Raw genomic sequence first — 25,502 nt, forward strand, 5'->3', positions numbered from 1 at the left:
CAGGTGTATAAACCTCTGGTCATCATGATAATCAAAATTAGCTACTCGATTTTAAATTTAATCCCAAATTGTGACACTCCAGATACAACCGTCCGCCATTCTTCGATACTCCGGCGCAGGTATTCCTGACCGGTATCGGTGATCCCATAGTATTTTCTTGTCGGTCCGGAAGCGGACTTTTTTTGAGTAATGGCCGTATACCCCGCAGTTTTTAACCGTCGCAAAATCGTATAAACAGAACCTTCGTAAACATCGGGGAAAATCTCACGTACCGATTTCATCAGTTCATAGCCGTAGAGCGGTTCATCCTTCAGCTTAAAAAGAATGCACATCTCTAAGATGCCTTTTTTCATCTGAGTATCCATTAGTGTTCCCCTCAAAATTTTATAACACGAGTATCTGCGAGCATATCATGAAGTGCTTTGTGTTCTTTTGTGAACAGCAATGTAAACAGCGAAATCAGTGGAATGATCGGAATGGAATTGATGACCGTTTTTCCTAAAAATTCTCGGTAAAAGATAGCCGACTTCGATGCCGGTTCTCCGGATGCAGCACGTACGCGAAGGCAAATCAGTTTTTTTCCGACTGTTTGTCCGTGCATTAGCCATGTGCAAATGAGTCCATAGAGCAAGTAGAATGCAATAAGCATGTAGCTGATGGTGATGACGGAGGTGGACGGCTTGCCGTACTCACGCTTGGTCGTTGTTGTTTGTTGATCAGAATCCGAATGCACGGTAACCGTTTTATCTTGATAATAGGATGCTGTTCCAGCATAAACGGACAGTCCGAGAGCGGGGCTTGGATAAGAAGTAAACAGTACAAACAGTGCCGGTGCGATGATTGAGCTGATAAAAAAAGAAGCGAGAATCGATGGACAAATGGAAATAAAGGCATCGATGATAAAAGCGAAAAAACGTCGACCGGGATCAGCTATTTTCTTTGTTGCTCGATGATCAAGTTTTTCTTGATCCTCAATGAGCGATTGGGCGACCATGGCTGGCGTTCCAAGTTCTTCAGCGATTTGTTGATCGCTTCGCCCTTCTTCCCGTCCGGAAATGAAAAAACTGCTGTAATCAGAAAGCACTTCTTTTAACTCTTCAGTAGGCATTCGATCTTGAAGCAATTGCTTGAGTTCACGAATGTAATTAGACTGGTTCACGTTTTATCCCCCTAAGTTACTATTTATTGAATAGTAGTATTATGGCATGCTACTAATCAATGCGCAATAGCTGGAACTACATCGCTTCGATTCTTTTTCTCACACGGCCTCTCTTAAGAAATCCTTCATTTTTTCCCATTGTCTTTTTTAAGAACCGCCCTTTACAATGAATGGAGTAAGATTTAGCGCGGGGGAGCGAAGCAATTGGAAAAATATAATGTGCTTGTTGTCGATGACGATAAAGAAATACGTGATGTCATCGCGATTTATTTGACGAATGAAGGGATGAATGTACTCAAGGCAGAGGATGGGCTGAAGGCGATCGAGCTTCTGCGCAGTCAGACGGTGCATTTAATATTACTTGATATTATGATGCCGCGCATGGACGGGATTCAGACAACCTTTAAAATACGCGAACAAAAGAATATACCGATCATTATGATCAGCGCAAAGAGTGAGGATATGGACAAGATTAACGGCCTTCAAGTCGGAGCGGACGATTATGTGACCAAACCGTTCAATCCATTGGAGCTTGTTGCTCGCGTGAAATCGCAGCTGCGCCGTTATGTCACGCTGGGGACCTATGAAGGGAAGAAGGAAACGATCAATTTAAATGGGCTAGTCTTGGAGCAAGCGGAAAAAAGGCTGATGGTCAACGGTGAACCCATTCGCCTGACGCCGATTGAGTATCGGATTGTTGATCTTTTGATGCGCCATGCCGGACGCGTGTTTTCCATTCACGAAATCTATGAACGGGTTTGGCAGGAACCGAGCTACCATGCGGAAAATACCGTTGCAGTACATATTCGCAAGATTCGTGAGAAGATCGAAATTGATCCCAAAAATCCAAGATTCCTGAAGGTGGTGTGGGGCATTGGCTACAAAATGGAAAAATAATACGGTTGCGAAGCTCGTTACTGGTTTATTGATTGTTGGTCTTTCTTTGTTGGTTTTTGTTTTTTCAACAGGTCACAACGCCATGTTTGGTTCTTTTGAAAAAACAGATGCTTTTATGAGTAGCTATTATGACTTTCAGCACCATTTGGCTTTGCTGAAGCTTAATTATCCGTTTAAGGCAACTGTCGAAAAGTTGCCGGTAACCGATTCGGATATCCACGAGTTCCGCTACCGCTACGGAAGCCTGGAAAAACAGTTGGCCAACGTGCGCGGTCAATATAAAGATGTGATTGCAAAAGCAGAGAAAAATAATGATAAAGACGTGGTCAGTTATTATAAGAAAGAACAAAGTCGCAAAGTAAAAGCGATTCAACAAAACTTTAAAAGCGACCAGCATGTGGTTAAACAAATACGCGATGAGCGTGTGGAAAAAATGGATGAGTATGATCAATCGCTTGATGAAGAACGGCAGCACTTTAAGCAATTGACGAAGGTATTTCACTACGATTTTGTCAATAAACGAACAGGTGAACGAATGACGAATGTTCGACATGTTGCAGATCAAGGGACGGAAACACCAACCCGTTTTGAGAAAAAGTTTACGGATTTATCCGCTTATCAAAATTCTGGGAACAGTGATAAAATTGTTGATCGCGTGTTGAAGCTTTCTGCTGATGACTATCAGGGAAGGATCTTTGTCGCAGAAAATGCACCGTTGAAACTGTTGCGTGGATATGCACAGTACCAGTCTGAAAAAAATACAGGTTTTAGCTTACTTGTATTAGGGGTGCTGATGATTGCTGCGGCACTTTTCATTGGCTTCAAACGATCAATCCGTTCACTTGCTGATATTGAGCTAATCCATCACTGGTATGCGCGCATACCAATCGAACTCAGATTGATCTTCTTTGCCATAGAAAGCTATATCTTTCTTGGCATCTTGGAAATGATTAAGGGTCAAAACTATTCGAGTAGTTATTATTTTGGGGTCATTGGCGGCATCGGCTTCTCAGCTGGGTTTTTCTCGATTGGGTTAGGAATTGCTGTAGCTGTCGCAACGTTGCTCTATCAGGTACAATGGCTGGCAGAGATGCTGCGCGATCCATTAAAACGGCAGGTGTGCTGGAACAACAGCATCGTCAAGCAAACCGGTATGATTTTTCAAGAACTGCTGCGGCCGCCATTTACTGTTTTAAAAGTACTTGTATCCCTTGCGGCGCTGTTCCTTCTTGGCATGTTTACAATGTTCTGTTTTGTCTACAATGTGTTTGCTTTTACTCTGTTCATTCTCTTCTGCACCGCAATGCCGTTGATGTGGTTCATTCTGCACCGCGCTGCTCAGCTTAATCGTATCATCAAACAGGCAGAGGTTGTAGCTGCAGGTGGTGATCCAATCGACTTTTCGACACATGGAAAAGGGACAGTAGGCAGGCTGAGCCGCACAATCAATCAGATGCAGGGCGGCATCAGATCTTCACGGCATGCGCAGCTTAAGAGTGAGCGCTTGAAGACCGAACTGATTACCAATGTCAGTCACGACCTGCGTACACCGCTGACGTCGATCATCACCTATAATGATCTATTGAGAAAACCAGGTATAAGTGAATCGGAACGGCACGATTATGTAGCGATCATTGACCGTAAAGCGAAACGATTGAAACGCTTAATTGACGATTTGTTTGAGGCCTCGAAAATGGCGAGCGGGGCGGTTGAGTTGACAAAAACAAAAGTTGATTTAAGTGAATTGCTTACTCAGGCGCTTGCTGAATACGATGAAGCCATCGAAAAATCGTCCCTTAAATTCCGGATAAAGACGCCGGATGATCGAATCCCGGTTAACGTCGACGGTCAAAAAATCTGGCGCGTGTTTGATAATTTAATCGGCAATATCTTGAAATATTCAATGGAAGGAACGCGCGTTTATATCGAATTGGAAAAGAAGCAGAATCAGACGGTGATTACGTTTAAAAATATCACAAAATATGAACTTGGACGTAATGTCGATGAACTCTTTGAGCGCTTTAAACGCGGAGATGCGTCAAGACATACCGAAGGATCGGGACTCGGGCTTGCCATCGCCAAGTCGATTATCGATCTGCATGATGGAATTTTCGAACTGGATTTAGACGGGGACTTGTTTAAAGTGATGATCAAACTCCCGCTTGTTTCATGATTGCTCAACCTTGACGCATAGGCATTATGAGTGAGACAATGGAATTCGATATTTAATCGGAAGTTGAAAAGCGAGGGCTCTGCCCCGCTTTTTTTTGAAAGTGAGGAATACGCCATGGCTTATGACGGTATCGTTACGCATGCTGCGGTTGAAGAACTTCAGGACTTTACAGGCGGACGGATTGCCAAAATCTATCAGCCGACACCCACAGATCTGATCTTTCATCTCCGCTCGCGACACGCGCGCGGCAAGTTGCTCATTTCGATAAATGCAGCATTTGCTCGAATGCATTTGACGGAACAGTCTGCCGACAATCCGCAAGAACCGCCGATGTTCTGCATGCTGCTTCGCAAGCATCTTGAGGGCAGTGTGATCCAGCGGATTGAGCAGCTGGGATTTGAACGGATTGTACACATTGACGCGCGGTCGCGCAATGAGTTCGGTGATTTAACGGAAAAACAACTCATTATCGAATTGATGGGGCGCCACAGCAATGTCATTTTGATTGATAAAGAAAGCAAGCGGATTATTGATTGCATGAAACATTTGACACCGGCAGTCAACCGTTTTCGTACCGTGCTTCCTGGTGAAACCTACGTGTCGCCGCCCGACCAAGCTAAACTAAACCCGCTTGAGATGACGGGCAGCGATTTAACGAGCAGAATTGAATGGAACACAGGAAAAATTGATCGGCAGATTGTCGGTATTGTCAGCGGTTTTTCGCCTCAAATCGCGGCTGAAGTGGTTCGTCGAGCAGGTCTCCCGCACAAGGATGCGATTGCAGCGGCCTTTGAGAAGATCCAGTCGGAAATCCGAGGGCACAAGTATCAGCCAACAATCTTCTTCAATGAACGTGGAAAAGATGACTTTCATGTTCTGCGTCTCAGTTTGAATTCAGATCGAACGGAGACTTTCAAGTCGGTGCATCAAATGCTTAACCGCTATTATATGGTTAAAGCGCAGACGGACGCCGTTCGGCAAAAGGCCGGAGATCTCAGTCATTTTATTACAAACGAATTAAAAAAATATAAAACGAAATTAAAAAAACTAAATAAAACGCTGCGGGATGCTGAGGATGCGGACAAGTACAGGTTGTATGGCGAACTTTTGACCGCAAGCATGCATCAGATCAAACGCGGCGATCAGCGCGCTGAAGTCGTCAATTATTATGATCCGAATCAAGAAAAAGTGACCATTAAACTGAATCCGAACCGTACACCTTCTGAAAATACGCAAGCTTATTTTAAAAAATACAATAAGGCGAAAACGGCGAAACATGTGGTTGCCGAGCAGGTGGTCGAAACCCAACGTGAAATTGCCTATTTTGAAGGGTTGGTGCAGCAGATCGAATCCGCTTCACTAAAAGATATTGAGGAAATTCGTGAGGAATTGGTTGATGGGGGCTATTTGAAAAAGAAACACAGGCAGAAAGAGCGGAAAAGCAAGCATAAACCGGTGCTCGATCACTATTATGCTTCCGACGGAACTTTAATCCTAGTCGGGAAGAATAATAAACAAAATGATTATTTGACGACTAAAGCAGCAGCGCGTGACGAGATCTGGCTGCACACGAAGGACATTCCAGGCTCCCATGTTGTGATCCGGTCTCAGGATCCGAGTGAAGAAACGTTGTTGGAGGCCGCTCATTTAGCTGCATTTTACAGTAAATCACGAATGGGCAGCGGTGTTCCTGTCGATTATACAAAAGTAAGGTATGTGAAAAAGCCAAGTGGTGCAAAGCCAGGATTTGTGATCTATACGGATCAAAAGACGGTTTACATCACTCCGGATGAATCATTTGTGCTAAAAATGCGCAATCAGCCGGCACGCGAAACGAAATAAATGGCTCGTACGGTCGTTTTGGGACTTGCTTCATTTCTATAAAGTTGTATACAATAAACAAGTGGAAGTGATCGGATGATTAAGAGTATGACCGGATTTGGGTTGAGCGAAAAATATGCAGGTTCCGCACAAGTGCATAGCGAGATTAAATCGGTCAATCACCGCTATTTTGAGTGTACGTTCAACGCGCCAAAGCCGCTCCTTTATCTTGAAGATCAAGTACGAAAGATCATACGCTTCTATGTGCATCGCGGCTCGCTTTCATTATTTTTGTCTGTGGCGGGCAGTTCGGCAATCGCTTCCCGAGTTGAAACCAACTGGGACGTCGTCGACCAATATATCCGTGCAGCAAAAAAAATTGAAAAGCGCAGCGGCTTATCCATTTCAGATGCAAATGCGTTTCTTCAGCTGCCGGGCGTCTTTTCACTAAGGGAAGCGGATAATCAGTCGGCAAAGGTTATTGAACCGTTTATTCTAGAAGCCGTTCACGAATCTTGCGAGCGTTTGATCCGTATGCGTGAAAAAGAAGGGGCGGCAATGCGGCTGGATCTGTTGCAGCGTGTGCAGACGATTCATCACGCTGTTGATGCGCTTGAGGCGTTTGTTCCACAAATCCACGCTCAGTATGAGCAGAGACTTCGTTCTTCTGTTGCTGCTTTTCTGGAAAAAAATCAAGCGATTGATGAAGACCGATTAATGAATGAAATGGCTTTATTTATAAACAAAACAGCGATTAACGAGGAAACGACACGATTGAAAAGTCATTTGCAACAATGCTCCGATCTCTTGTCTGAGGATGAGCAGGAACCGGTTGGAAGACGCATTGATTTTTTGATTCAGGAAATGAACCGTGAAGTGAATACGATTGGTTCAAAGGGCAATCATGCTGAAGTGACGCGTTTTGTTGTGACGATTAAAAATGAGATTGAAAGATTACGCGAACAAGTGCAAAATATAGAGTAAATGATTGTTTGATCGACTGCTTGGAGGCAAAGTGATGAGTTTTAAAGAGAAAGGCTTGCTGGTGGTTCTTTCCGGACCATCCGGTGTCGGCAAGGGTACCGTGTGCCGCACATTGCGCGAACGCGGCACACAATTAAACTATTCCATTTCAGCGACGACGCGTAAACCGCGCGAAGGCGAAATTGACGGTGTTCACTATTTTTTCAAGACGCGTGAGCAGTTTCAAAAGATGATTGAACAGGAAAAGTTACTTGAGTGGGCCGAATATGTTGGCAACTGCTATGGTACACCGGTGGACTACGTGCACAAAATGATTGAATCGGGTCAGGATGTTATTCTTGAAATCGAAGTTCAAGGAGCACTTCAGGTAAAAAAGAAATTTCCGGAGGCACTGTTTATTTTTCTCGCTCCGCCGAACTTGGACGAACTAAAAAGTCGAATCATCGGCCGCGGAACCGAAACAGCCGAATTAATTGAAAGCCGGATGAATGTCGCCAAGTCGGAAATGGAACTGATGCAGAATTATAATTATGTTGTGGAAAACGATCAAGTACAGAAAGCCTGCGACCGTATTGAAGCGATTGTACTCGCCGAGCATTGCAGGGTGGACCGTCTGATTGAGAAATATATGAACAAAGAAGGAGTTGACGGGAAATGATGATTTATCCGTCCATCGACAACTTGCTTGAAAAGATTGATTCAACGTATACGCTTGTGACGCTTTCTGCAAAACGCGCGCGCCAGTTGCAAGAGGGAAGCGGTCATTTAATGGTGGAACATCCGCGTTCGGTTAAGGAAGTTGGCCAGGCATTGGAAGAAATCAATGCGGGTTTGCTGACTTGCAAACGCTAATGTTGTGTTCTGCACACTTAAGGCAACAACCGGTTTAAGGTTGTTGCCTTTTATATATAACAAACCTTGGAGAACGATTCTCTCTGCGTTACTGGCAGAAAAACTGTGCAATTCGTGTATATCATTTATGACTTAGGAGAGTACAACATGGACACTTTTGCAGACTATTTGGCACATATCGATCATCCGCAACATCAGGCACGATTAAAAGAGATTCTAGATTGGGTCACGCAGCAATTCCCACAGTTAAAGCACAAAATTGCATGGAATCAGCCGATGTATACTGATCATGGTACATTTATTGTTGGCTTTAGCACAGCCAAGCGTCATTTAGCCGTTGCTCCAGAGCGGATCGCGATTGATCGTTTCTCTGATGAAATTGTGCAAGCCGGTTATACGCACAGCAAGGAATTGGTGCGCATCCCATGGGATCATCCAGTTGATTTCTCATTGCTCCAGAAAATCATTGCATTCAATATTTCAGATAAGGCGGACTGTGCAACGTTTTGGCGAAAATCTTTATAACGAAGAGCATTTCGAGATCTTGTAAGAATCAACCATTCAATGGATCTTTTAGCATAGAAAGCACATAAAATAACGGAAGTGATCAAATGACTTTGGAAGGAAAAAAGATTTTACTTGGCATTTGCGGCGGCATTGCCGCTTATAAATCAGCTGATTTAGCAAGTCGGCTAAAAAAAGCCGGCGCAGATGTTTCCGTTGTAATGACTGAATCGGCGAAGCAATTTATTGGACCTGTCACGTTCCAAGGCCTAACGAGGCATCGGGTCTATGATCACGTTTTTTTAGATGAAAAAGAAGGACAGATTGCTCATATTGATTTAGCGGATGAAGCAGATTTAATGATCATTGCACCGGCGACAGCTCAAACCATTGCGCGATTGGCGCAAGGATTCGCTGATGATATGCTTACCGCTGTTGCGTTAGCTACAAGGGCTCCGATATGGGTTGCACCGGCGATGAATGTTAATATGTATGAACACCCTGCTGTTCAGCACAATCTTCAGTTGCTTGAGAGCTATGGCTATCATGTGATCGGTCCCGATGAGGGGCATCTTGCTTGCGGCTGGGTAGGGGCAGGAAGAATGACGGAACCTGCCGATATCGTGCATGAAATCGAAAGCCAATTTTCAATTCAAAAGCTATCCGGAAAGAAACTATTGGTGACCGCTGGACCAACGAAGGAAGCACTCGACCCGATCCGCTTTCTCAGCAATCAATCCAGTGGGAAAATGGGTTACGCAATTGCTGAGGCGGCACGCCAAGCCGGTGCCGAGGTGACGCTTATCAGCGGCGCATCGCTCGCCGACCCAAAAGGGATGACGGTTGTTCATGTGACTTCAGCACAGGAGATGCATGACGCGGTAATGCAGCGGTTTGCAACGTGTGACGCTGTCATTAAGGCGGCTGCAGTGGCTGATTATCGCCCTGAGCATGTGGCATCTCGGAAAATTAAAAAGTCGGACGGACCGATGACCCTAACGATGGTACGCAATCCCGATATTTTGAAGGCACTTGGTGAGCACAAGACAGATCAGCTCTTGGTCGGATTTGCAGCGGAAACGGATCATTTAGAGGACTATGCCAAGAAAAAGCTTAAATCAAAGCACTTGGACATGCTGGTGGCAAACCATGCTTCTGATGGGTTTGGCTCAGAAACGAATAAAGTAACCCTTTACTTTGCTGACGGAAGAAAACAGGCGTTGGAAAGGATGCAAAAACAGCAGGTTGCTCGGCACATCTGTAATGCGCTCTCAGGTCTGTTCGAAATGAGTGGGTCAAAGTGATTGCTGAGGTCTATATTGATATTCCTGCAAAGCCGGTAAATCGCCCGTTTGACTATCGTATTCCAGACGACTTGGCTGAACTTGTCAGACCAGGCGTGCGGGTAACCGTTCCGTTTGGAAGGACGCGAAGGCTTGGCTTTGTAACTGCCTTAAAGGAGAAATCCGAGTTTAAACAATTAAAAGGGCTTGATTCGGTTGAAGATCATGTTCCGGTGCTTACGCCGGAACTGATTGAGTTAGGCGGATGGTTGGCAAACCAGACCCTGTGTTCGACGGTGACCGCTTTTCAGGCAATGCTTCCGGCTGCGATGAAAGCCGACTATAAAAAATTAATTGTGATCGATCAGATTGAACGGCTGCTTGAGGAGGACCCTGAACTTGCCGCATTTCTTCAGTCGGTCAAACAGCCGATTTGGTCTGAAATCATAAAGGCTCATCCTGAATGGGCGAAACGGATGCAGCGGGCAATCAAGCATGGGCTGATCTCCGTTCAACAGCTCGTTAAGAATCAAGCAAAAGCAAAAAAAGCAGCTGCTGTTACGGTGGAGGTCCCTCGTTCATTGTTGGAAGACGAACTGAATCAATTAGGCAAGCGCTCCTACCGTCAGAAAGAAGTGCTTGAATTTTTACTGAAGCAGCCCGATCTTCAGCACTTTCATGAAACCATCCAGAAATTAGTCAAGCATGGCTTGAGTCGAGAAGCAATCATGAAATTGGCGGAAAAAGGGCTGTTAAAGCATGGCTACATCGAACAATTTCGTGATCCCTATAATCGTCCGGTCGACCGAACAAAGCCACTTTCTTTAACGGAAGAACAAGCGCATGCGCTTGAGCCGATCTTAACGACGATGCAAAATGAAGAACACAAGGTCTTTTTGTGTCACGGGGTTACGGGAAGCGGTAAAACGGAAATCTACTTGCAATCGATACAGCGCGTCATCGAGCAGGAAAAACAAGCAATCGTCCTTGTTCCTGAAATTTCGTTGACACCGCAAATGGTGAGCCGATTTAAAGGGCGCTTCGGTGATCATGTAGCTGTGATGCACAGTGGATTGAGTCGAGGCGAGAAGTATGATGAGTGGCGCAAGATTCGTGAAGAAAAAGTTCAGGTGGTTGTCGGCGCGCGATCCGCGGTATTTGCTCCCTTTAAAAAACTAGGGCTGATCATTATTGATGAGGAACACGAATCCAGTTATAAACAGGAGGACATGCCGCGCTATCATGCACGGGACGTGGCAATCCATCGCGCTAAAAAACACCATTGCCCTGTCGTGCTTGGCAGTGCGACGCCTGCATTAGAGTCATTCGCTCGCGCACAAAAGAATGTCTATACATTATTAAGTTTAAAAGAGCGGGTGAATCATCGTCCGCTTCCATCGGTGCATATCATCGATTTGCGTGAAGAGCTTCGCGAAGGGAATCGCTCTGTCTTTTCAAAAGAACTGCTTGAAAAAATAAAAGATCGGTTAGCTAAACAAGAGCAGAGTGTGTTGTTTTTAAATCGACGCGGCTACTCTACATTTATGATGTGCCGTTCCTGCGGTGCGGTTGTCAAATGTCCGCATTGCGACATCTCGCTCACGTACCATCGTGCCCAGCAACTGCTTAAATGCCATTATTGCGGCTATGAACAAGCGGTTCCTGCGGCTTGTCCAAATTGTAGCAGTGATGCCATGCGCTTTTTCGGTACGGGTACTCAAAAGGTGGAGGCAGAACTCAATCGGCTGATTCCGGAAGCGCGTGTGATTCGAATGGATGTTGACACAACGAGAAAAAAAGGCAGTCACGAAAAGCTGCTGCGTCGTTTCGGCAAAGAAGAGGCCGATATTCTGCTTGGCACCCAGATGATTGCAAAGGGACTGGATTTTCCCAAAGTGACGCTGGTCGGCGTGCTGGCGGCTGATTCATTACTGCATCTTCCTGATTTTCGCGCCTCTGAGAAAACGTTCCAACTTTTAACACAGGTATCCGGTCGAGCAGGCAGGCATGCGTTACCTGGCGAAGTGGTCATTCAGAGCTATGCGCCCGATCATTATGCAGTGACAGATGCAGCCCATCATGACTACGGAGCCTTTTATCAGCAAGAAATGCTGTTGCGAAAGCGAGCCGGATATCCGCCGTTTTACTATTTAGTTCTGATCAGCCTGTCTCATCCGGAACCGGCGAAGGCTGCTGAATCTGCAGAACGTATTGCATCGATATTGAGGCGAAAATTGTCCCATACTTCGCAAATTTATGGACCGGTCGTCCCTTCTGTGGCTAAGATAAAGGATAGATATCGCTATCAGTGCATGGTAAAATACAAAAGAGAACCTGAACTTATGCCTGTGCTGCATCAAATTATGCAGCATTTTCAGGATTCAGGCAAAGCACAATTGCAGCTGACGGTTGACCTTAATCCCGTCACCTTAATGTAAGTATAGATGCAAGCAGTGGCGCAGATGGTTACGATCGTGTGCAGTAACGAAATGATCATAATGTGATTGAATAATAAAGAGGATGATTTAATGAGAATCGTTTTTATGGGAACACCGAATTTTGCAGTTCCTGTTCTTCAGCGTTTGATTGAGGACCCGAATAATGAAGTCGTATGCGTGGTCACGCAGCCGGACCGCCCAAAAGGAAGGAAACATCAATTAACCCCGCCGCCGGTTAAGCTTCTTGCTCAAAACTATTCCATTCCGGTCTTACAGCCGGAACGTGTGCGTAATCCAGAGGCGGTTCAGAGCATTTTAGCTTATCATGCGGACCTTTTCATCACGGCCGCCTATGGACAGATTTTGCCTGAATCTTTATTGAAAGAACCAAGGCTTGGCTGCATAAATGTTCATGCTTCCCTTCTTCCGGCTTATCGTGGTGCAGCGCCAATTCAACAATCAATTATTGATGGTCAAAAAGAGACCGGCGTTACCATTATGTACATGGTTAAAAAATTGGATGCCGGTGATCTTTTGACTCAAGTCCATGTACCAATCGAATCAGCCGACACTTTCGGCAGCCTGCATGACAAATTGAGCGCTGCTGGTGCTGATCTTCTCATGGAGACGCTTCCAAAACTTGCAGCAGGAGAACTGACACCGCAACCTCAAGATGAGGCGCGTGTAACCTATGCACCAAGTATTCAGCGTGAGGACGAACAAATTAAATGGATGCGCAGCGCCGAGCAGATTCGCAATCAAATTCGCGGTCTGAATCCGTTTCCCGGCGCATTTACAAGCTTGTATGGAAAAAACTTTAAAATTTTCGCAGCTGAGATGACGGACGGAACAACTGACGAATGCCCCGGTACCGTTGTTGCATGCCATGCTGATGCATTTTTCGTAGCCGCTGGTGACAAACGTACTGTGAAAATAACGGAGTGTCAGCCATCGGGAAAGAAAAGAATGCGCGCGGCAGACTTCTTGCGCGGGAAACCGTTGTCTGTAGGCACTGTGCTTGGGGGACCATCATGAGTCATCAAACGGCTAGGGAGATGGCATTGGACCTGCTCCTGTCGATTACAACAAAGCATGCGTATAGTCAGATTGCATTGAATGAAGCGCTAAATGCGGGGCAGCTGCGGGAGAATGACAAACGGCTTGTTACCACACTGGTTTATGGCGTCCTGCAGCAGAAATCTGTGTTGCGCTTTTACTTATCGTCATTTGTTAATCGCAAACGGAAATTAGATGCATGGGTAGAAGTGCTGCTCTTACTGTCCATTTACCAAAAAGTATTTTTAGACCGTATTCCGGATCATGCCATCGTTAACGAATCGGTAACAATTGCAAAAAAACGTGGACATCGCGGGATCTCCGGATTTGTCAACGGGATATTGCGCAGACTCATGCGGGAAGGGGTGCCTCGCTTATCTTCAATTACCCCGGAACAAAAACGGCTCTCCATTCAATACAGTCATCCCGAATGGCTGCTTAAACTTTGGCGGGAGCAGTGGGGTCTGGATACAGCAGTTAAAACGGCTCAAGCAGATAATCAACCGCCAAATCTGTGTCTGCGCGTCAATCGTTTGAAGCTTTCGCGTCAAGAATTAATGGAACATCTCGCTCAAGAGGGGATCCAGACGATTCCCGGAACGTTGTCTCCGGACTGTGTCGTTGTTACAAGCGGGAATGCCGTTGCAACCGCAGCGTTTCAAAAAGGATGGTTCACGGTTCAAGATGAGAGTTCGATGCTGGTCGCCGATTGTGTGGGGGCAGAAGGCGGTATGCTTATTTTGGATGCTTGTGCCGGGCCGGGAGGGAAAACAACGCATCTCGGCGAGCGGATGAACAATAAAGGCAAAATCCTTGCCCTTGACCTGCATCCGCATAAAACAAAGCTGATCGATCAGGCGGCCAAGCGATTGGGCCTTGAGAACATTGAGACACGTGCGATGGATGCGCGAGCGGCTCGAGATACCTTTGGTGAAGCTGCATTTGATCGCGTTCTGCTTGACGTGCCCTGTTCCGGGTTAGGTGTCATTCGGCGAAAGCCGGAAATTAAATGGAGCAAAACGGCTGAGGAAATCAGCGGACTCCTCCCCATTCAACAAACAATTTTAGAGGAAGCTGCGCCTTTGGTTAAACCGGGTGGTCGATTAATTTATAGTACCTGTACGATTCAGAAAGAAGAGAATGAACAGCAAATCCTTGCGTTTCTTAAGCGGCATCCAGAGTACAGAACAGACTCTACTTTATTCGAACGCTTGCCAAGTGTTTTAAGTGATGATCGAGCATCGCGTAAGCCGGGAATGATTCAGATTTTCCCATATCAATTTGATACAGACGGCTTTTTTATCTGCTGTCTTGAACGTAAGGATAACTGATTTGCGTAAAGAGGTGATTCAGGTGAGAACAGCTTACTGCACGCATCCCGGCAAGATTAGATCGCATAATGAGGATAGTGTAGGCGTTTATAAGGGCGAGAACTGCTTATTAGCGGTTGTTGCAGATGGAATGGGCGGTCACGCTGCCGGAGAGGTTGCCAGCAAGATGGCTGTTGACTTGTCGGCTCAGCGATTTATGGAACATGAGGGCACCTTTACACGTGAGGAAGCTGAAATTTGGCTGAATCATCTGGTTCGCGGCATTAATTTACGATTGTATGAACATGCAGAATCACATGACACGTGCAAAGGGATGGGCACAACCTTTGCGGCGGCCTTGTGTACGAATGAATTTATTGCTGTTTCGTCTGTTGGCGACAGCAGGATATACATATGGAAGCATTCTCAACCGCTGAAGCAGATTACTGAAGACCATACCTTTGTCAATGAATTGCTTAAAACAGGTCAAATTACTGAGGATGAAGCAGCAGGCCATCCAAAACGGAATATATTAATGCGGTCGCTAGGGACCGAACCAACCATTGCACTAGATACGGCGATTGTAGAGTGGTCAAGTTGGTCGCATGTGCTGCTCTGTTCGGATGGTTTGTCAAATAAATTAACGGATGAACGATTAACAGAAATCATGAGTAAGTCAATGAATTTGGAGGAGAAAACGGAGATGATGGTCAGGGAAGCAAACCACGCCGGCGGCGAGGATAATATTTCAGTGATTCTCATCTCCAATGACAGAGATGGTGAAAAACAATGATTGGTAAACGAGTAGGTGGACGCTATCAAATCATCTCCCGTCTGGGCGAAGGCGGGATGGCCGTAGTATACAAAGCAAAAGATTTAATTTTGGACCGCCTTGTCGCAGTTAAAACCCTTCGCCCAGAGCTGGCCGGTGATGAAGAATTCGTGCGCCGATTCCATCGAGAAGCAGAGTCGGTTGCGAGTTTATCGCACCCCAATATTGTTGCGATCTACGATATTGGAGAGGAAGATTGTTACTATATTGTCATGGAATACATCGAGGGAATGACGCTTAAAGAGTTCATTAAAAATTATTCGCCGATTTCTATTGATGATTCCATTTATATAATGAAACAAATTCTGCTTGCCATTGGTCATGCGCATGAGCACGGAATCGTTCATCGCGATATTAAACCGCAGAATATCTTAATCAATGAGTCAGAATCAGTAAAAGTGACTGACTTCGGCATTGCGCTTGCAGTAAGCGGAGCGACAATTACCTACACGCATTCAATTATGGGATCAGCACATTATTTGTCGCCTGAACAAGCGAAGGGTGGCACAGCGACAATTAAATCCGATATTTATGCGTTAGGAATCGTCATGTTTGAACTTTTGACCGGAAAACTTCCATTTCCAGGGGCGTCACCGGTTTCCGTCGCTTTAAAACACCTAAATTCGCCGATGCCTTATCCAAGCGACTTTCGTTCAGATATACCGCAATCCATTGAAAACGTAATGATTCGTGCGTTGGCTAAAAACCCGGATGATCGGTATGAGCAGGTCACAGAGATGCTTGACGACTTGACAACGGCACTAAATCCGGACCGTGCTAACGAGCAACGGCTAGTTATCGCTGACCCATTACCAGATAAGGAGCGCACGGAAGAAGACTTAGAAAAAACAATTAAGATGACTCCGATTAATAACAGTACGGGCGCGCTTCGAGAACAGAAAATGAAGCCTTCATCCAAAAAGACGCAGGATGAAGGAAAAAAGAAATCAGGAGCGAAGAAATGGCTGACCATTTCGGGAATACTGATTTTATTGATCACAGCTGGACTAATTATTGGGATTACAGTCCTTCCGAAACTATTCTATGTATCCAATGTTCAGGTCCCTGATGTTACCGGACAAACTTATGGAACAGCCAAGCAAACGCTAATGAATCGGAAGCTAAAGGTGATTCGTACGGACCGTGTCAGTGAAACCATTGCATCGGGCAAGGTGATCAGTCAAAGTCCTGGGAAAGGTGTTGAGGTAAAGGAGAACACGGAAATATCGCTGACGGTAAGTAAAGGAGCTTCTAAAGTCGCGATGGATAACTATGTCGGCTACAGCAAGGAAACGGTTGAAGAAGCGCTGAAAGATGCCGGCTATAAGGATGTTGTCTGGCATGAAGAGGAGTCGACAAGCATTCCTGTTGATCAGATTATCCGTCAAAATCCTGTTAAGGGAACAAAAGTGATTCCGTCAAAAACAATTTTAGAGCTCACGTATAGCACCGGAGCACCGCAAGCAACCGTGCCGAATTTGCGGGGCAAGACCAAAGCAGAAGCCTCTGAACTCTTAGAAAACCGGGGATTAGTCGCCGACTTTTCCGAGGGGGACTATTCCGATGATGTTGCAGAAGGCCGTGTGCTTGAACAGGATCCGGATGCCGGAAGTAAGGTGAACCAGGGAGCGGAGATCAATGTTTCACTTTCTAAAGGAAGCGAATTGAAGCCTAAAGAGATCGATCAGCCAATCAAAGTGGTTTACCCAAACAGTAGCGACCAATCAGAAAACCCGTCACCGATCCGGGTACAGATCTACTATACCGATGCCAACCATACTGAATTTCCATTCATTGATGAAGAAATTACGGAAACGAAAACCTATACAATTCCGTTCACCATCAATCCGAATGAAAAAGGAAGTTACCGTGTATTAATTGATGAAAAAGAGCAAAAAACAGGAACAGTTGACTATCCGCGATCACGTTAATGGGGCGTAAGCGAAAAGTTAGGAGATTACCGATGCCTGAAGGAATAATCTATAAAGCCTTAAGCGGTTTTTATTACATTAAGAATGGAGATCAGGATATTCAATGCCGAGCACGCGGCATTTTCAGAAAACGAAGGGTTAGTCCGCTTGTTGGCGATCGCGTTACGTATGAGGCAGAGAAGCCGACCGATGGCTACATTTTATCGATCCAGACACGAAAAAATGCATTGAAACGACCGCCAATTGCTAATATTGATCAAGCCATTCTTGTCTTTTCAGTAATGGAACCGTCTTTTGACTGTCAGCTGCTCGACCGATTTCTCGTTACTATGGAAGCACATGCAATTCATTCGCTGATCTGTTTTACAAAAAAGGATCTGTTATCCGCGAATGATTTATCCAAGTTCAAGGCGCAGATAAATCGATATGAACGTATCGGGTATCCTGTTTTTTTTATCTCAAGTGTCACTAATGAAGGAATTTCCGAGGTGAAGAAACAAATGGCTCAGCGAATCAGTGTGGTCACCGGACAATCCGGTGTCGGGAAATCAACGCTGCTCAATCATCTTAATTCCTCCTTAAACATTGAAACCCAATCGATTTCACAAGCTTTGGGCAGGGGAAAGCATACGACACGTCATACTGAATTAATTCCAATTGCAGAAAACGGCTACATTGCCGATACACCGGGATTCAGTTCCCTTGAAATTCCAGAGATTGCATCCGTTGATTTGGAAAACTACTTTCCAGAATTTTCCGCTTACCGGGACGGCTGCCGTTTTAGAGGCTGCACCCATTTGGCGGAACCGAATTGCCGCGTGAAAGAAGCTGTTTCTGCGGGAGAAATCGATCAAACACGCTATGCGCATTACGGTGTATTTTTTCAGGAACTTAAAGAGCGTGAGCGAAAGAAATATCAATAATTCTTCGTTTTTTTTGAATTTGCGATAAGGAGATGCAGACACGTATGAAACTAGCAATTGTTGCTGGCGGACCGGATGTGTTAGTACCCGATTTACGTGCACCGGAATATTCGGATTATGATTGGATTGGTGCGGACCATGGGACGATCGTCTTATTAAGGCAGAAAATCAAACCGATGATTGCATTCGGTGATTTTGATTCACTCAGTGACGAGGAGCGGGAGGAAGTCAATGGACAACACGTGCTGCTTGTCTCCTATGCTCCGGAAAAAGACAAGACGGATCTCGAGCTGGCGCTTGATTGGGCATTAAACCGAAAGCCTGAGCACTGTTTAATCTTCGGTGCGACGGGCGGACGAATGGATCATACACTGGCAAGCGTGCAATTATTGATGAAGGCGGTCAGTCAATCGGTTGATGTGGCGATTGTCGATAAGAACAACAGAATCACATTATTGACTCCGGGCACATACCCTATAAGGAGCAATTCATCATATCGTTATCTTTCATTTCTTGCGCTGACTGAAAAAGTTGTGGGGCTGACATTGTCCGGTTTAAAGTATCCGCTTCAAGATGCTGTACTTCCTTTGGGATCAAGCCGATGCATCAGCAATGAGACCGAAGAAGATTCGTTTACCGTTTCCTTTTCGAAAGGCTGTCTGCTGATGATGCAATGTCGCGATTAGAAGAGCTGCCGGAGCCGGGCATACTTTTTCTCATCCACTCATATAGTTTAGAAGCACGTGATTATGGATGTCGGCGCATGAGACAAGGAGGAGCAGTGCAATGAAATTTTATACGATTAAGCTGCCAAGATTCTTAGCGAGTATTGTGAGAGCCCTCCTCGGTTCTTTTAAGAAGGGATAATCGGCTCGCAGAGCAAAAAAAGACATCTCAAACGAGGTGTCTTTTTTTGCTAAAGCAACTAGTCAAAAGAGCCGAATGCTATAAAAGATTCGGCTCTTTTGACGATCATCAATGCATTATTGTTACAGATTAAGCACGTTCAACTTTGCCTGATTTAAGCGCTTTTGTCGAAACATAAACTCGTTTTGGTTTTCCGTCAACCAAGATACGTACTTTTTGCAAGTTCGCTTTAAATGTTCTCTTCGATTTATTTTCAGCAAATGAACGGTTTTGACCAAACTTCGTTGTTTTGCCGGTTACAAAGCATCGACGTCCCATTAATATGACCTCCTTGACCATAGCAATTCAATAAAGCAATAACTCTATACTAACACGATCGCAGATGTCACGCAACTGAATCTGTCCGCTTGTTTTCGATGACAAGCGGGGGACTTGGGACCTTTGCTTTAAAATTTGTCTGGGCTAGTGTAAAATAACGTTAAGTAAAATCGGTTTGTGGATGAAACGCACCAATCACGGTGGACCGACGCATTTGTTTTAGTGCAAAATGAATTTGGAGGCAGCATATATGAGTGTTTCAATAACAAATAACTACGGCCAGATCGACATTTCGCTTGATGTCATTTCAAAAATTGTCGGCGGCGCAGCAATGGATTGCTATGGTATTGTTGGTATGGCATCAAAGAACCAATTGAAAGATGGTTTTACAGAACTGTTAAAAAAAGATAATTTAAGCCGCGGGATTGTTGTCCGTTTTGACGAGGAACAGAACTTATTAATTGATATGTTCATTATTGTTAGTTACGGAACGCGAATTTCAGAGGTGGCGGGCAATGTTCAGACGAAAGTAAAGGAAAGTTTGAACGAGATGCTCGGCCTCAATGCCGCCTCCATCAACATCTTCGTTCAAGGGGTTCGACTGGTTGAGAAGCAAGAACAGTCAGAGAATCAGACTTTGCAAGCATGAGGAGCGTCAAATAAGATGAACTATCGAAGTGTTTTTGATATTATCGGACCTGTAATGGTGGGACCATCAAGCTCCCATACTGCGGGCGCTGCAAAAATAGGGCGAGTTGCTAGAAAGCTGCTTGGCACGGTACCCATTAAAGCAGCGGTGACCCTTTATGGATCTTTTGCTGAAACTTATCAAGGACATGGAACGGATGTGGCGATTGCGGCCGGTCTGCTCGACTTTGATGAGCGTAACCCAAACCTTCCTGATTCATTAAGCATTGCTGAGAAACAGGGCATGCAGATTACATTTACAGCAGATAAGCAAACCCCTGTTGACCATCCGAATACAGTGCGCATCTCATTGACTGATGGCAGTGAAATGATGGAGATCGTCGGGGTATCAATTGGCGGCGGAAAAATAGAAATAAATGAAGTGAACGGTTTTTCCGTTTCCCTGTCCGGGAGCAATCCGGCGCTGCTTGTCCTGCATCATGACCGTTACGGTGCTGTAGCTGAAGTTGCTGGAATGATCGCAACCTATGAAATGAATATCTCTTATATGCAGGTGTCACGGAAACAAAAAGGAAGTTTAGCACTCATGGTGATTCAAACGGATGAAGAAATCGGGGATGATTTAGTTACCGGGGTTTCGCATCTTCCCAATATATTGAATGTTGCTGTTTTAACTTGATCATGAGTTGTATCGGGAGGGGGAGATGTTTCAATGTTTCAAACGGTCGAAGAACTAGTAAAAGAGGCAAACAGTCAAAATTTGCCTTTATCTGAAGTGATGATTCAAACGGAGATTGAAACAACCGGTAAAAATCGTGCGGAAATTATCGAAAAAATGTCCAGTCAGTTAACCGTTATGGAAAAAGCAGTTCAGAGAGGGCTGCATGAAGAAATCAAGTCACGCTCCGGTTTATCCGGAGGTGATGCACGACTCTTGAAACACTATATCGAGCACAATGAGTCGTTATCCGGATCGGTTGTACTGGATGCCGTGAGCAAAGCGATGGCGACCAATGAAGTCAATGCAGCCATGGGAACAATTTGTGCAACACCTACGGCGGGTTCGGCCGGCGTTGTACCGGGCGTTCTGTTTGGTCTGCAGCCTAAACTAAATCCGACGAGAGATCAAATGATCGCTTTTTTATTTACGGCGGGGGCGTTTGGTTTTGTTGTCGCAAATAATGCGTCCATTTCCGGTGCGGCCGGCGGTTGTCAGGCAGAAGTCGGATCGGCAACAGGCATGGCTGCTGCAGCGGCGGTCGAAATGGCTGGCGGAACTGCGGAACAATCCGCCCATGCAATGGCAATTGCATTAGGCAATCTGCTTGGACTGATTTGCGATCCGGTTGCTGGATTGGTCGAAGCACCTTGTGTGAAACGTAATGCAATCGGTGCGTCTAGTGCCCTTGTTGCCGCTGACCTGGCACTTGCTGGAATTAAAAGCGTGATTCCTTGTGATGAAGTGATTGATGCGATGTACCGGGTGGGTCGAATGATGCCTACCGCTTTGAGAGAGACGGCGCTAGGAGGACTTGCCGACACCAAGACCGGCCGTGCTCTGAAAGAACGAATTTTCGGGATCAATGCCAAGCGGTCTGTGCCAAAAGAATAATGAAAGCGATGCGTTCTAAATGTCCAATTACAGAGCTTCGCGGTGTCGGGGCGCGGCTGGCGGAAGAACTGGAACAACTCGGAATCAGAACCGTTGACGATCTTTTTAATTATTATCCCTATCGCTATGACAATTATGAAATCAAAGATCTTGCTGAAGTTCAAGATCAGGAGCAAACCACGGTCTTAGGAAAAGTGCAGAGCAACCCGCTGCTCAATTATTACGGGAAGAAAAAGTCTCGATTGAGCGTTCGTGTCTTGACCGGGCGCTATTTGATATCGGTAATCGTGTTCAATCGGCCTTATCTGAAACGAATGTTATCGATCGGCGATCAGGTAACAATTACTGGTAAATGGGAGCGCAATCGTGCAACACTGACTGCAACTGATTTTCACAAAGGTGAACCTGATCAAAACGCCCAATGGGCTCCGGTTTATCCGGTAAAAGCAGGGGTTTCTGTTAAACGCATCCGTACATTAGTGAGACAGGCATTTAAACAATTTCCAGACCTCATAGAGGAAAATCTCCCGGCTTCACTGCGCGCAGCCTATAAATTAGCAGGAAAAGCGCAGGCGGTCCATACAATCCACTTTCCCGAGGATCAGCAGCATTTACATCAGGCGCGAAGACGACTTGTCTATGAGGAATTTCTCAGCTATCAATTGAAATTGAAAGCCTACAAACGGATAAAGCGAGCTTCAGAAACAGGAATTACATTTTCTATCGATTCAAAACGGTTGCAGGCATTCATAACGTCTCTGCCTTTTCCCTTAACGCAAGCGCAAGATAAGGTGCTGTCTGAAATACTGCACGATATGGCCCATGCTGCGCCGATGAATCGTTTGCTTCAAGGTGACGTTGGATCAGGGAAAACGGTTGTTGCTGCCATAGCGCTCTACGCGGCGGTATGTGCCGGATATCAGGGCGCTTTAATGGCGCCAACTGAAATACTTGCGGAGCAGCACACGGAAACACTGCGTGAACTGTTCCGTCCCTTTTCCATTTCTGTTGGTCTTCTGACTGGGAGCGTTCGCGGGAAAAAGAGACGGGAACTGCTTGAACAGACGCGCTCGGGAACGGTTCAAGTTCTGATTGGCACCCATGCCTTGATCCAGCCGGAGGTTCAGTTTCATCAGTTGGGACTTGTAATCACTGATGAGCAGCATCGATTCGGCGTGGGCCAGCGAGGGGCTTTGCGGCTTAAAGGCAAAGAGCCGGATATTCTCTATATGACTGCAACCCCAATTCCTCGTACGCTTGCCTTGTCGGTATTTGGCGACATGGATGTTTCGACCATCGATCAATTGCCTGGCGGGAGAAAAGCAATTAAAACGTACTGGGTCCAAGACAATGCGATGGACCGAGTGATTCGTTTTATGAAACACGAGCTCGATCAAGGCAGACAAGCCTATGTGATTTGCCCATTAATCGAGGAGTCAGAGCAGCTCGATGTACAGAATGCACTCGATGTACATGGGTATCTGACTCAGGCACTGCCTGATTATTCGGTTGCCTTAATGCATGGAAAACTGACTCCTGAAGAAAAGGATCAAGTGATGGAAGCGTTTAAAGAGCATCGAGCGCAAGTTCTTGTATCAACAACTGTTGTTGAGGTCGGTGTCAACGTTCCAAATGCGTCACTTATGATCATTTATGATGCAGACCGTTTTGGCCTATCGCAGCTGCACCAGCTGCGCGGGCGCGTGGGACGGGGGAGCGCACAGTCTTATTGTGTTCTGCTTGCAGATGCTAAATCTGAGACGAGTAGAGAAAAGATGCGCATGATGACCGAGACAACGGATGGATTTAAGCTTTCCGGCTATGACTTGAAGCTGCGCGGTCCAGGAGATTTTTTTGGAACAAAGCAAAGCGGCGTGCCATCCTTTAAACTTGCGGATCTCGTACATGACTATCGAACGTTGAGTGCGGCACGAGATGATGCGGCCCGGTTGGTTCATTCTGAAGCTTTTTGGAAGTCGGACACCTTTCGTTTGCTGCGCGAGCCACTCATAAAAATGGGCCTCGGGGAATCCAGTCATTTAGATTAAGCCTATCCGTAGATTTTTTACGTTCCAGTTAAATCTCTGCTTGCGAAAGTAAAGTGGAAAAGCTTTTTAGAATCACGACGGATCAATAAAATGCCCGGTAAAAATGAAACCAATAGAGGAAGCGTATCGTATAGTTGATAGATTTTCTTGTTTACTGGAAATCTGTCACCGGTACGCTTGTTATGATATACTAACTATTATTACCTAGTCTTAACTCCAAATTGCTGGCAGTTAGGACGAGACGGCGGTGGCCAGTTGATGAGAAAAAGCAAGAAAGACAGACAGGAAACGTTAAAAAAAACGATTGATGAGAATCCGTTTATTACTGATGATGAACTGGCAAAGAAGTTTTCGGTGAGTGTACAGACGATTCGCCTTGATCGAATGGAACTATCCATCCCTGAACTCAGGGAGCGAATTAAACACGTCGCCAAACGGCAATTCGATGATGTTAAAGCCCTTCATAAAGAAGAAGTGATTGGAGATATCCTTGATCTACAGTTGGATGCAAGTGCCATTTCGATTCTTGAGATTACCCCTGATTTTGTTTTTTCAAGAACGGGGATCGCGCGTGGACATCATTTGTTTGCACAGGCCAATTCGCTTGCTGTAGCAGTGATTAATGACGCATTGGCTCTGACATCGAAAGCTGAAATTCAATTTATGCGGCCAGTAAAATCCGGTGAGCGCGTGGTCGCGAAAGCCAAGGTCATGCGTAAGGAACGGGTGCGAACAATCGTTGAAGTCAATAGCTATTCTGGTCGAGATCATGTTTTTAAAGGTGTATTTACGATGTTTCGTGCGCACGGAGGAAAAGAGCGGGCGGAAGAGTGAGCGTTCAGCTGCTCTTTCGCTTGTTTTGCCACGATGAATCATTCTAGTGGAGGTTGATGTGTTGTGAGTAAGATTGCATTTGTTTTTCCGGGGCAAGGATCACAGTCAGTGGGCATGGGTGCAGATTTGTTGGATGTTTATCCAGAAGCTAAAGCAATGTTTGAAGCGGCCGACAAACGTTTATCCTTTCCGTTAACCGAGCTGATCATGAACGGTCCCGATGATCAATTAAAGAAAACCGAGAATACACAACCGGCACTACTGACTGTAAGTGCAGTGCTATATACATTGCTGAAAAAGCAAGGCATTAAAGCGGATTACTTAGCCGGTCACAGCCTTGGAGAATACAGTGCGTTGTTTGCCGGCGGAGTTCTTGGATTTGAGGATGCCGTGCAGGCGGTAAGAGAACGCGGACGCTTAATGGAGGCCGCTGTGCCTGCAGGTCAAGGAACAATGGCAGCCGTTTTAGGACTTGATGCAAATCAATTATCCACCCTTTGTGCCGATGTATCAAAAGCAGGAGAATCTGTACAAACGGCGAATATTAACTGTCCGGGACAAATTGTCATTTCGGGAACGGTTTCAGGCGTTGAGCAAGCGTCCAAACGTGCAGTCGAAGCCGGTGCTCGTCGCGTGATTCCCCTTTCAGTGAGCGGTCCCTTTCACTCCGCTTTAATGAAACCGGCAGCCGAAAACATGCGAGCCGTTCTGGATCACCTTCCGGTTCAGAATGCGAAAATTGCTGTTATTGCAAACAGCACGGCTAAAGAAGAATCGGAAGCGGATGAAATTCGTCATCATTTAATTGAACAGATTTATTCGCCGGTACGCTGGACAGAAAGCGTTGAGCGGCTGATTGAATTGGGCGTTGATACATTTGTTGAAGTTGGTCCCGGGAAAGTACTTTCCGGTTTAATTCGTAAGATTAATCGTAAAGCAACGACCATCCAAGTTCATGACGTTCAAAGTTTGCAAAATGCAGTTGAAAAACTGAAGGAGCGTGTATCCTAAA

At 45.6% G+C, this 25,502-nt stretch carries 25 protein-coding genes; 22 read left to right on the top strand and 3 right to left on the bottom strand.

Features of this window, described 5'->3' with window-relative positions; translation table 11 throughout:
• Positions 1 to 41: 41 nt before the first annotated feature.
• Positions 42 to 365, bottom strand: a complete 324-nt coding sequence (locus AA84_RS0115130) for a PadR family transcriptional regulator (RefSeq protein ID WP_028977904.1) — start codon at positions 363 to 365, stop codon at positions 42 to 44.
• An 11-nt stretch (positions 366 to 376) separates the two neighbouring features.
• Positions 377 to 1,159 (bottom strand): RDD family protein, encoded by a 783-nt coding sequence (locus tag AA84_RS0115135; protein ID WP_028977905.1) that lies wholly within the window; start codon positions 1,157 to 1,159, stop codon positions 377 to 379.
• 204 nt (positions 1,160 to 1,363) lie between these two features.
• Here AA84_RS0115135 and AA84_RS0115140 point away from each other — a divergent pair, with 204 nt between their 5' ends.
• From AA84_RS0115140 to spoVM, 16 genes are all read left to right on the top strand, one after another.
• Positions 1,364 to 2,056: a response regulator transcription factor gene (locus AA84_RS0115140; RefSeq protein ID WP_028977906.1), complete on the top strand. Its 693-nt coding sequence runs from the start codon at positions 1,364 to 1,366 to the stop codon at positions 2,054 to 2,056.
• Positions 2,034 to 4,229: a sensor histidine kinase gene (locus tag AA84_RS0115145; protein WP_028977907.1), complete on the top strand. Its 2,196-nt coding sequence runs from the start codon at positions 2,034 to 2,036 to the stop codon at positions 4,227 to 4,229. Before AA84_RS0115140 ends, AA84_RS0115145 begins: the two co-directional genes overlap by 23 nt.
• 114 nt (positions 4,230 to 4,343) lie before the next feature.
• The gene (locus AA84_RS0115150; protein WP_028977908.1) at positions 4,344 to 6,071 is read left to right on the top strand and encodes an Rqc2 family fibronectin-binding protein; all 1,728 of its coding nucleotides are present in this window, start codon (positions 4,344 to 4,346) and stop codon (positions 6,069 to 6,071) included.
• 75 nt (positions 6,072 to 6,146) lie between these two features.
• Positions 6,147 to 7,034 (top strand): YicC/YloC family endoribonuclease, encoded by an 888-nt coding sequence (locus tag AA84_RS0115155; protein ID WP_028977909.1) that lies wholly within the window; start codon positions 6,147 to 6,149, stop codon positions 7,032 to 7,034.
• Positions 7,035 to 7,068: 34 nt separating this feature from the next.
• On the top strand, positions 7,069 to 7,692 hold the full coding sequence (gmk, locus tag AA84_RS0115160) for a guanylate kinase (protein ID WP_028977910.1): 624 nt from the start codon (positions 7,069 to 7,071) through the stop codon (positions 7,690 to 7,692).
• Complete coding sequence (gene rpoZ, locus AA84_RS0115165; RefSeq protein WP_028977911.1) at positions 7,692 to 7,886, top strand: DNA-directed RNA polymerase subunit omega; 195 nt, start codon at positions 7,692 to 7,694, stop codon at positions 7,884 to 7,886. The genes gmk and rpoZ overlap by 1 nt, the downstream gene beginning before the upstream one ends.
• 147 nt (positions 7,887 to 8,033) lie before the next feature.
• On the top strand, positions 8,034 to 8,411 hold the full coding sequence (locus AA84_RS0115170) for an iron chaperone (RefSeq protein ID WP_028977912.1): 378 nt from the start codon (positions 8,034 to 8,036) through the stop codon (positions 8,409 to 8,411).
• An 86-nt stretch (positions 8,412 to 8,497) separates the two neighbouring features.
• A complete protein-coding gene (gene coaBC / locus AA84_RS0115175; RefSeq protein WP_028977913.1) occupies positions 8,498 to 9,694 on the top strand; it encodes a bifunctional phosphopantothenoylcysteine decarboxylase/phosphopantothenate--cysteine ligase CoaBC in 1,197 nt (398 codons plus the stop codon).
• Complete coding sequence (gene priA, locus AA84_RS0115180) at positions 9,691 to 12,111, top strand: primosomal protein N' (RefSeq protein WP_028977914.1); 2,421 nt, start codon at positions 9,691 to 9,693, stop codon at positions 12,109 to 12,111. Before coaBC ends, priA begins: the two co-directional genes overlap by 4 nt.
• Positions 12,112 to 12,201: 90 nt before the next feature.
• A complete protein-coding gene (gene fmt / locus AA84_RS0115185; protein ID WP_028977915.1) occupies positions 12,202 to 13,146 on the top strand; it encodes a methionyl-tRNA formyltransferase in 945 nt (314 codons plus the stop codon).
• Positions 13,143 to 14,498: a 16S rRNA (cytosine(967)-C(5))-methyltransferase RsmB gene (gene rsmB, locus AA84_RS0115190; protein WP_028977916.1), complete on the top strand. Its 1,356-nt coding sequence runs from the start codon at positions 13,143 to 13,145 to the stop codon at positions 14,496 to 14,498. Before fmt ends, rsmB begins: the two co-directional genes overlap by 4 nt.
• 22 nt (positions 14,499 to 14,520) lie before the next feature.
• Positions 14,521 to 15,270: a Stp1/IreP family PP2C-type Ser/Thr phosphatase gene (locus AA84_RS0115195; RefSeq protein WP_028977917.1), complete on the top strand. Its 750-nt coding sequence runs from the start codon at positions 14,521 to 14,523 to the stop codon at positions 15,268 to 15,270.
• A complete protein-coding gene (gene pknB, locus AA84_RS0115200; protein ID WP_028977918.1) occupies positions 15,267 to 17,240 on the top strand; it encodes a Stk1 family PASTA domain-containing Ser/Thr kinase in 1,974 nt (657 codons plus the stop codon). Before AA84_RS0115195 ends, pknB begins: the two co-directional genes overlap by 4 nt.
• 32 nt (positions 17,241 to 17,272) lie before the next feature.
• Positions 17,273 to 18,163 carry a ribosome small subunit-dependent GTPase A gene (rsgA, locus tag AA84_RS0115205; protein ID WP_028977919.1) on the top strand — a complete coding sequence of 297 codons (891 nt, stop codon included), beginning with the start codon at positions 17,273 to 17,275 and terminating at the stop codon, positions 18,161 to 18,163.
• A 44-nt stretch (positions 18,164 to 18,207) separates the two neighbouring features.
• The gene (locus AA84_RS0115210) at positions 18,208 to 18,849 is read left to right on the top strand and encodes a thiamine diphosphokinase (RefSeq protein ID WP_028977920.1); all 642 of its coding nucleotides are present in this window, start codon (positions 18,208 to 18,210) and stop codon (positions 18,847 to 18,849) included.
• Positions 18,850 to 18,949: 100 nt separating this feature from the next.
• Positions 18,950 to 19,030, top strand: coding sequence for a stage V sporulation protein SpoVM (spoVM, locus tag AA84_RS18100; RefSeq protein WP_010023251.1), 81 nt, complete (start codon positions 18,950 to 18,952; stop codon positions 19,028 to 19,030).
• Positions 19,031 to 19,159: 129 nt separating this feature from the next.
• On the opposite strand, the gene rpmB is transcribed toward spoVM, so the two are convergent.
• Positions 19,160 to 19,348, bottom strand: a complete 189-nt coding sequence (rpmB, locus tag AA84_RS0115220) for a 50S ribosomal protein L28 (RefSeq protein ID WP_010023250.1) — start codon at positions 19,346 to 19,348, stop codon at positions 19,160 to 19,162.
• Positions 19,349 to 19,598: 250 nt separating this feature from the next.
• On the opposite strand from rpmB, the gene AA84_RS0115225 reads away from it, so the two are divergent.
• The 6 genes from AA84_RS0115225 (at position 19,599) to fabD (ending at position 25,501) form a co-directional block, all read left to right on the top strand.
• The gene (locus AA84_RS0115225; RefSeq protein WP_028977921.1) at positions 19,599 to 19,997 is read left to right on the top strand and encodes an Asp23/Gls24 family envelope stress response protein; all 399 of its coding nucleotides are present in this window, start codon (positions 19,599 to 19,601) and stop codon (positions 19,995 to 19,997) included.
• 15 nt (positions 19,998 to 20,012) lie between these two features.
• Positions 20,013 to 20,675 (top strand): L-serine ammonia-lyase, iron-sulfur-dependent subunit beta, encoded by a 663-nt coding sequence (gene sdaAB / locus AA84_RS0115230; protein WP_028977922.1) that lies wholly within the window; start codon positions 20,013 to 20,015, stop codon positions 20,673 to 20,675.
• Between the two features lie 33 nt (positions 20,676 to 20,708).
• Positions 20,709 to 21,608 (top strand): L-serine ammonia-lyase, iron-sulfur-dependent, subunit alpha, encoded by a 900-nt coding sequence (gene sdaAA, locus AA84_RS0115235; RefSeq protein WP_028977923.1) that lies wholly within the window; start codon positions 20,709 to 20,711, stop codon positions 21,606 to 21,608.
• Positions 21,608 to 23,656, top strand: a complete 2,049-nt coding sequence (gene recG, locus AA84_RS0115240; protein WP_236628103.1) for an ATP-dependent DNA helicase RecG — start codon at positions 21,608 to 21,610, stop codon at positions 23,654 to 23,656. Before sdaAA ends, recG begins: the two co-directional genes overlap by 1 nt.
• Before the next feature lie 258 nt (positions 23,657 to 23,914).
• On the top strand, positions 23,915 to 24,490 hold the full coding sequence (gene fapR, locus AA84_RS0115245) for a transcription factor FapR (RefSeq protein WP_028977925.1): 576 nt from the start codon (positions 23,915 to 23,917) through the stop codon (positions 24,488 to 24,490).
• Positions 24,491 to 24,553: 63 nt separating this feature from the next.
• Entirely contained in the window at positions 24,554 to 25,501 is a 948-nt protein-coding gene (fabD, locus tag AA84_RS0115250; protein ID WP_028977926.1) for an ACP S-malonyltransferase, read from the top strand.
• Position 25,502 lies beyond the last annotated feature (1 nt).

This window comes from Sporolactobacillus terrae DSM 11697 (genome assembly GCF_000648615.1).
GTDB lineage: Bacteria > Bacillota > Bacilli > Bacillales > Sporolactobacillaceae > Sporolactobacillus > Sporolactobacillus terrae.

What these genes read in the sequence shown, in the direction of transcription:
- coaBC (WP_028977913.1), top strand. Translation starts at nt 8,498, where the DNA reads ATGACTTTGGAAGGAAAAAAGATTTTACTTGGCATTTGCGGCGGCATT.
- AA84_RS0115210 (WP_028977920.1), top strand. Translation starts at nt 18,208, where the DNA reads ATGAAACTAGCAATTGTTGCTGGCGGACCGGATGTGTTAGTACCCGAT.
- gmk (WP_028977910.1), top strand. Translation starts at nt 7,069, where the DNA reads ATGAGTTTTAAAGAGAAAGGCTTGCTGGTGGTTCTTTCCGGACCATCC.
- rsgA (WP_028977919.1), top strand. Translation starts at nt 17,273, where the DNA reads ATGCCTGAAGGAATAATCTATAAAGCCTTAAGCGGTTTTTATTACATT.
- AA84_RS0115225 (WP_028977921.1), top strand. Translation starts at nt 19,599, where the DNA reads ATGAGTGTTTCAATAACAAATAACTACGGCCAGATCGACATTTCGCTT.
- AA84_RS0115155 (WP_028977909.1), top strand. Translation starts at nt 6,147, where the DNA reads ATGATTAAGAGTATGACCGGATTTGGGTTGAGCGAAAAATATGCAGGT.
- fapR (WP_028977925.1), top strand. Translation starts at nt 23,915, where the DNA reads ATGAGAAAAAGCAAGAAAGACAGACAGGAAACGTTAAAAAAAACGATT.
- AA84_RS0115150 (WP_028977908.1), top strand. Translation starts at nt 4,344, where the DNA reads ATGGCTTATGACGGTATCGTTACGCATGCTGCGGTTGAAGAACTTCAG.
- AA84_RS0115130 (WP_028977904.1), bottom strand. Translation starts at nt 365, where the DNA reads ATGGATACTCAGATGAAAAAAGGCATCTTAGAGATGTGCATTCTTTTT.
- sdaAA (WP_028977923.1), top strand. Translation starts at nt 20,709, where the DNA reads ATGTTTCAAACGGTCGAAGAACTAGTAAAAGAGGCAAACAGTCAAAAT.
- spoVM (WP_010023251.1), top strand. Translation starts at nt 18,950, where the DNA reads ATGAAATTTTATACGATTAAGCTGCCAAGATTCTTAGCGAGTATTGTG.
- rsmB (WP_028977916.1), top strand. Translation starts at nt 13,143, where the DNA reads ATGAGTCATCAAACGGCTAGGGAGATGGCATTGGACCTGCTCCTGTCG.
- pknB (WP_028977918.1), top strand. Translation starts at nt 15,267, where the DNA reads ATGATTGGTAAACGAGTAGGTGGACGCTATCAAATCATCTCCCGTCTG.
- recG (WP_236628103.1), top strand. Translation starts at nt 21,608, where the DNA reads ATGAAAGCGATGCGTTCTAAATGTCCAATTACAGAGCTTCGCGGTGTC.
- rpoZ (WP_028977911.1), top strand. Translation starts at nt 7,692, where the DNA reads ATGATTTATCCGTCCATCGACAACTTGCTTGAAAAGATTGATTCAACG.
- fmt (WP_028977915.1), top strand. Translation starts at nt 12,202, where the DNA reads ATGAGAATCGTTTTTATGGGAACACCGAATTTTGCAGTTCCTGTTCTT.
- rpmB (WP_010023250.1), bottom strand. Translation starts at nt 19,348, where the DNA reads ATGGGACGTCGATGCTTTGTAACCGGCAAAACAACGAAGTTTGGTCAA.
- sdaAB (WP_028977922.1), top strand. Translation starts at nt 20,013, where the DNA reads ATGAACTATCGAAGTGTTTTTGATATTATCGGACCTGTAATGGTGGGA.
- AA84_RS0115170 (WP_028977912.1), top strand. Translation starts at nt 8,034, where the DNA reads ATGGACACTTTTGCAGACTATTTGGCACATATCGATCATCCGCAACAT.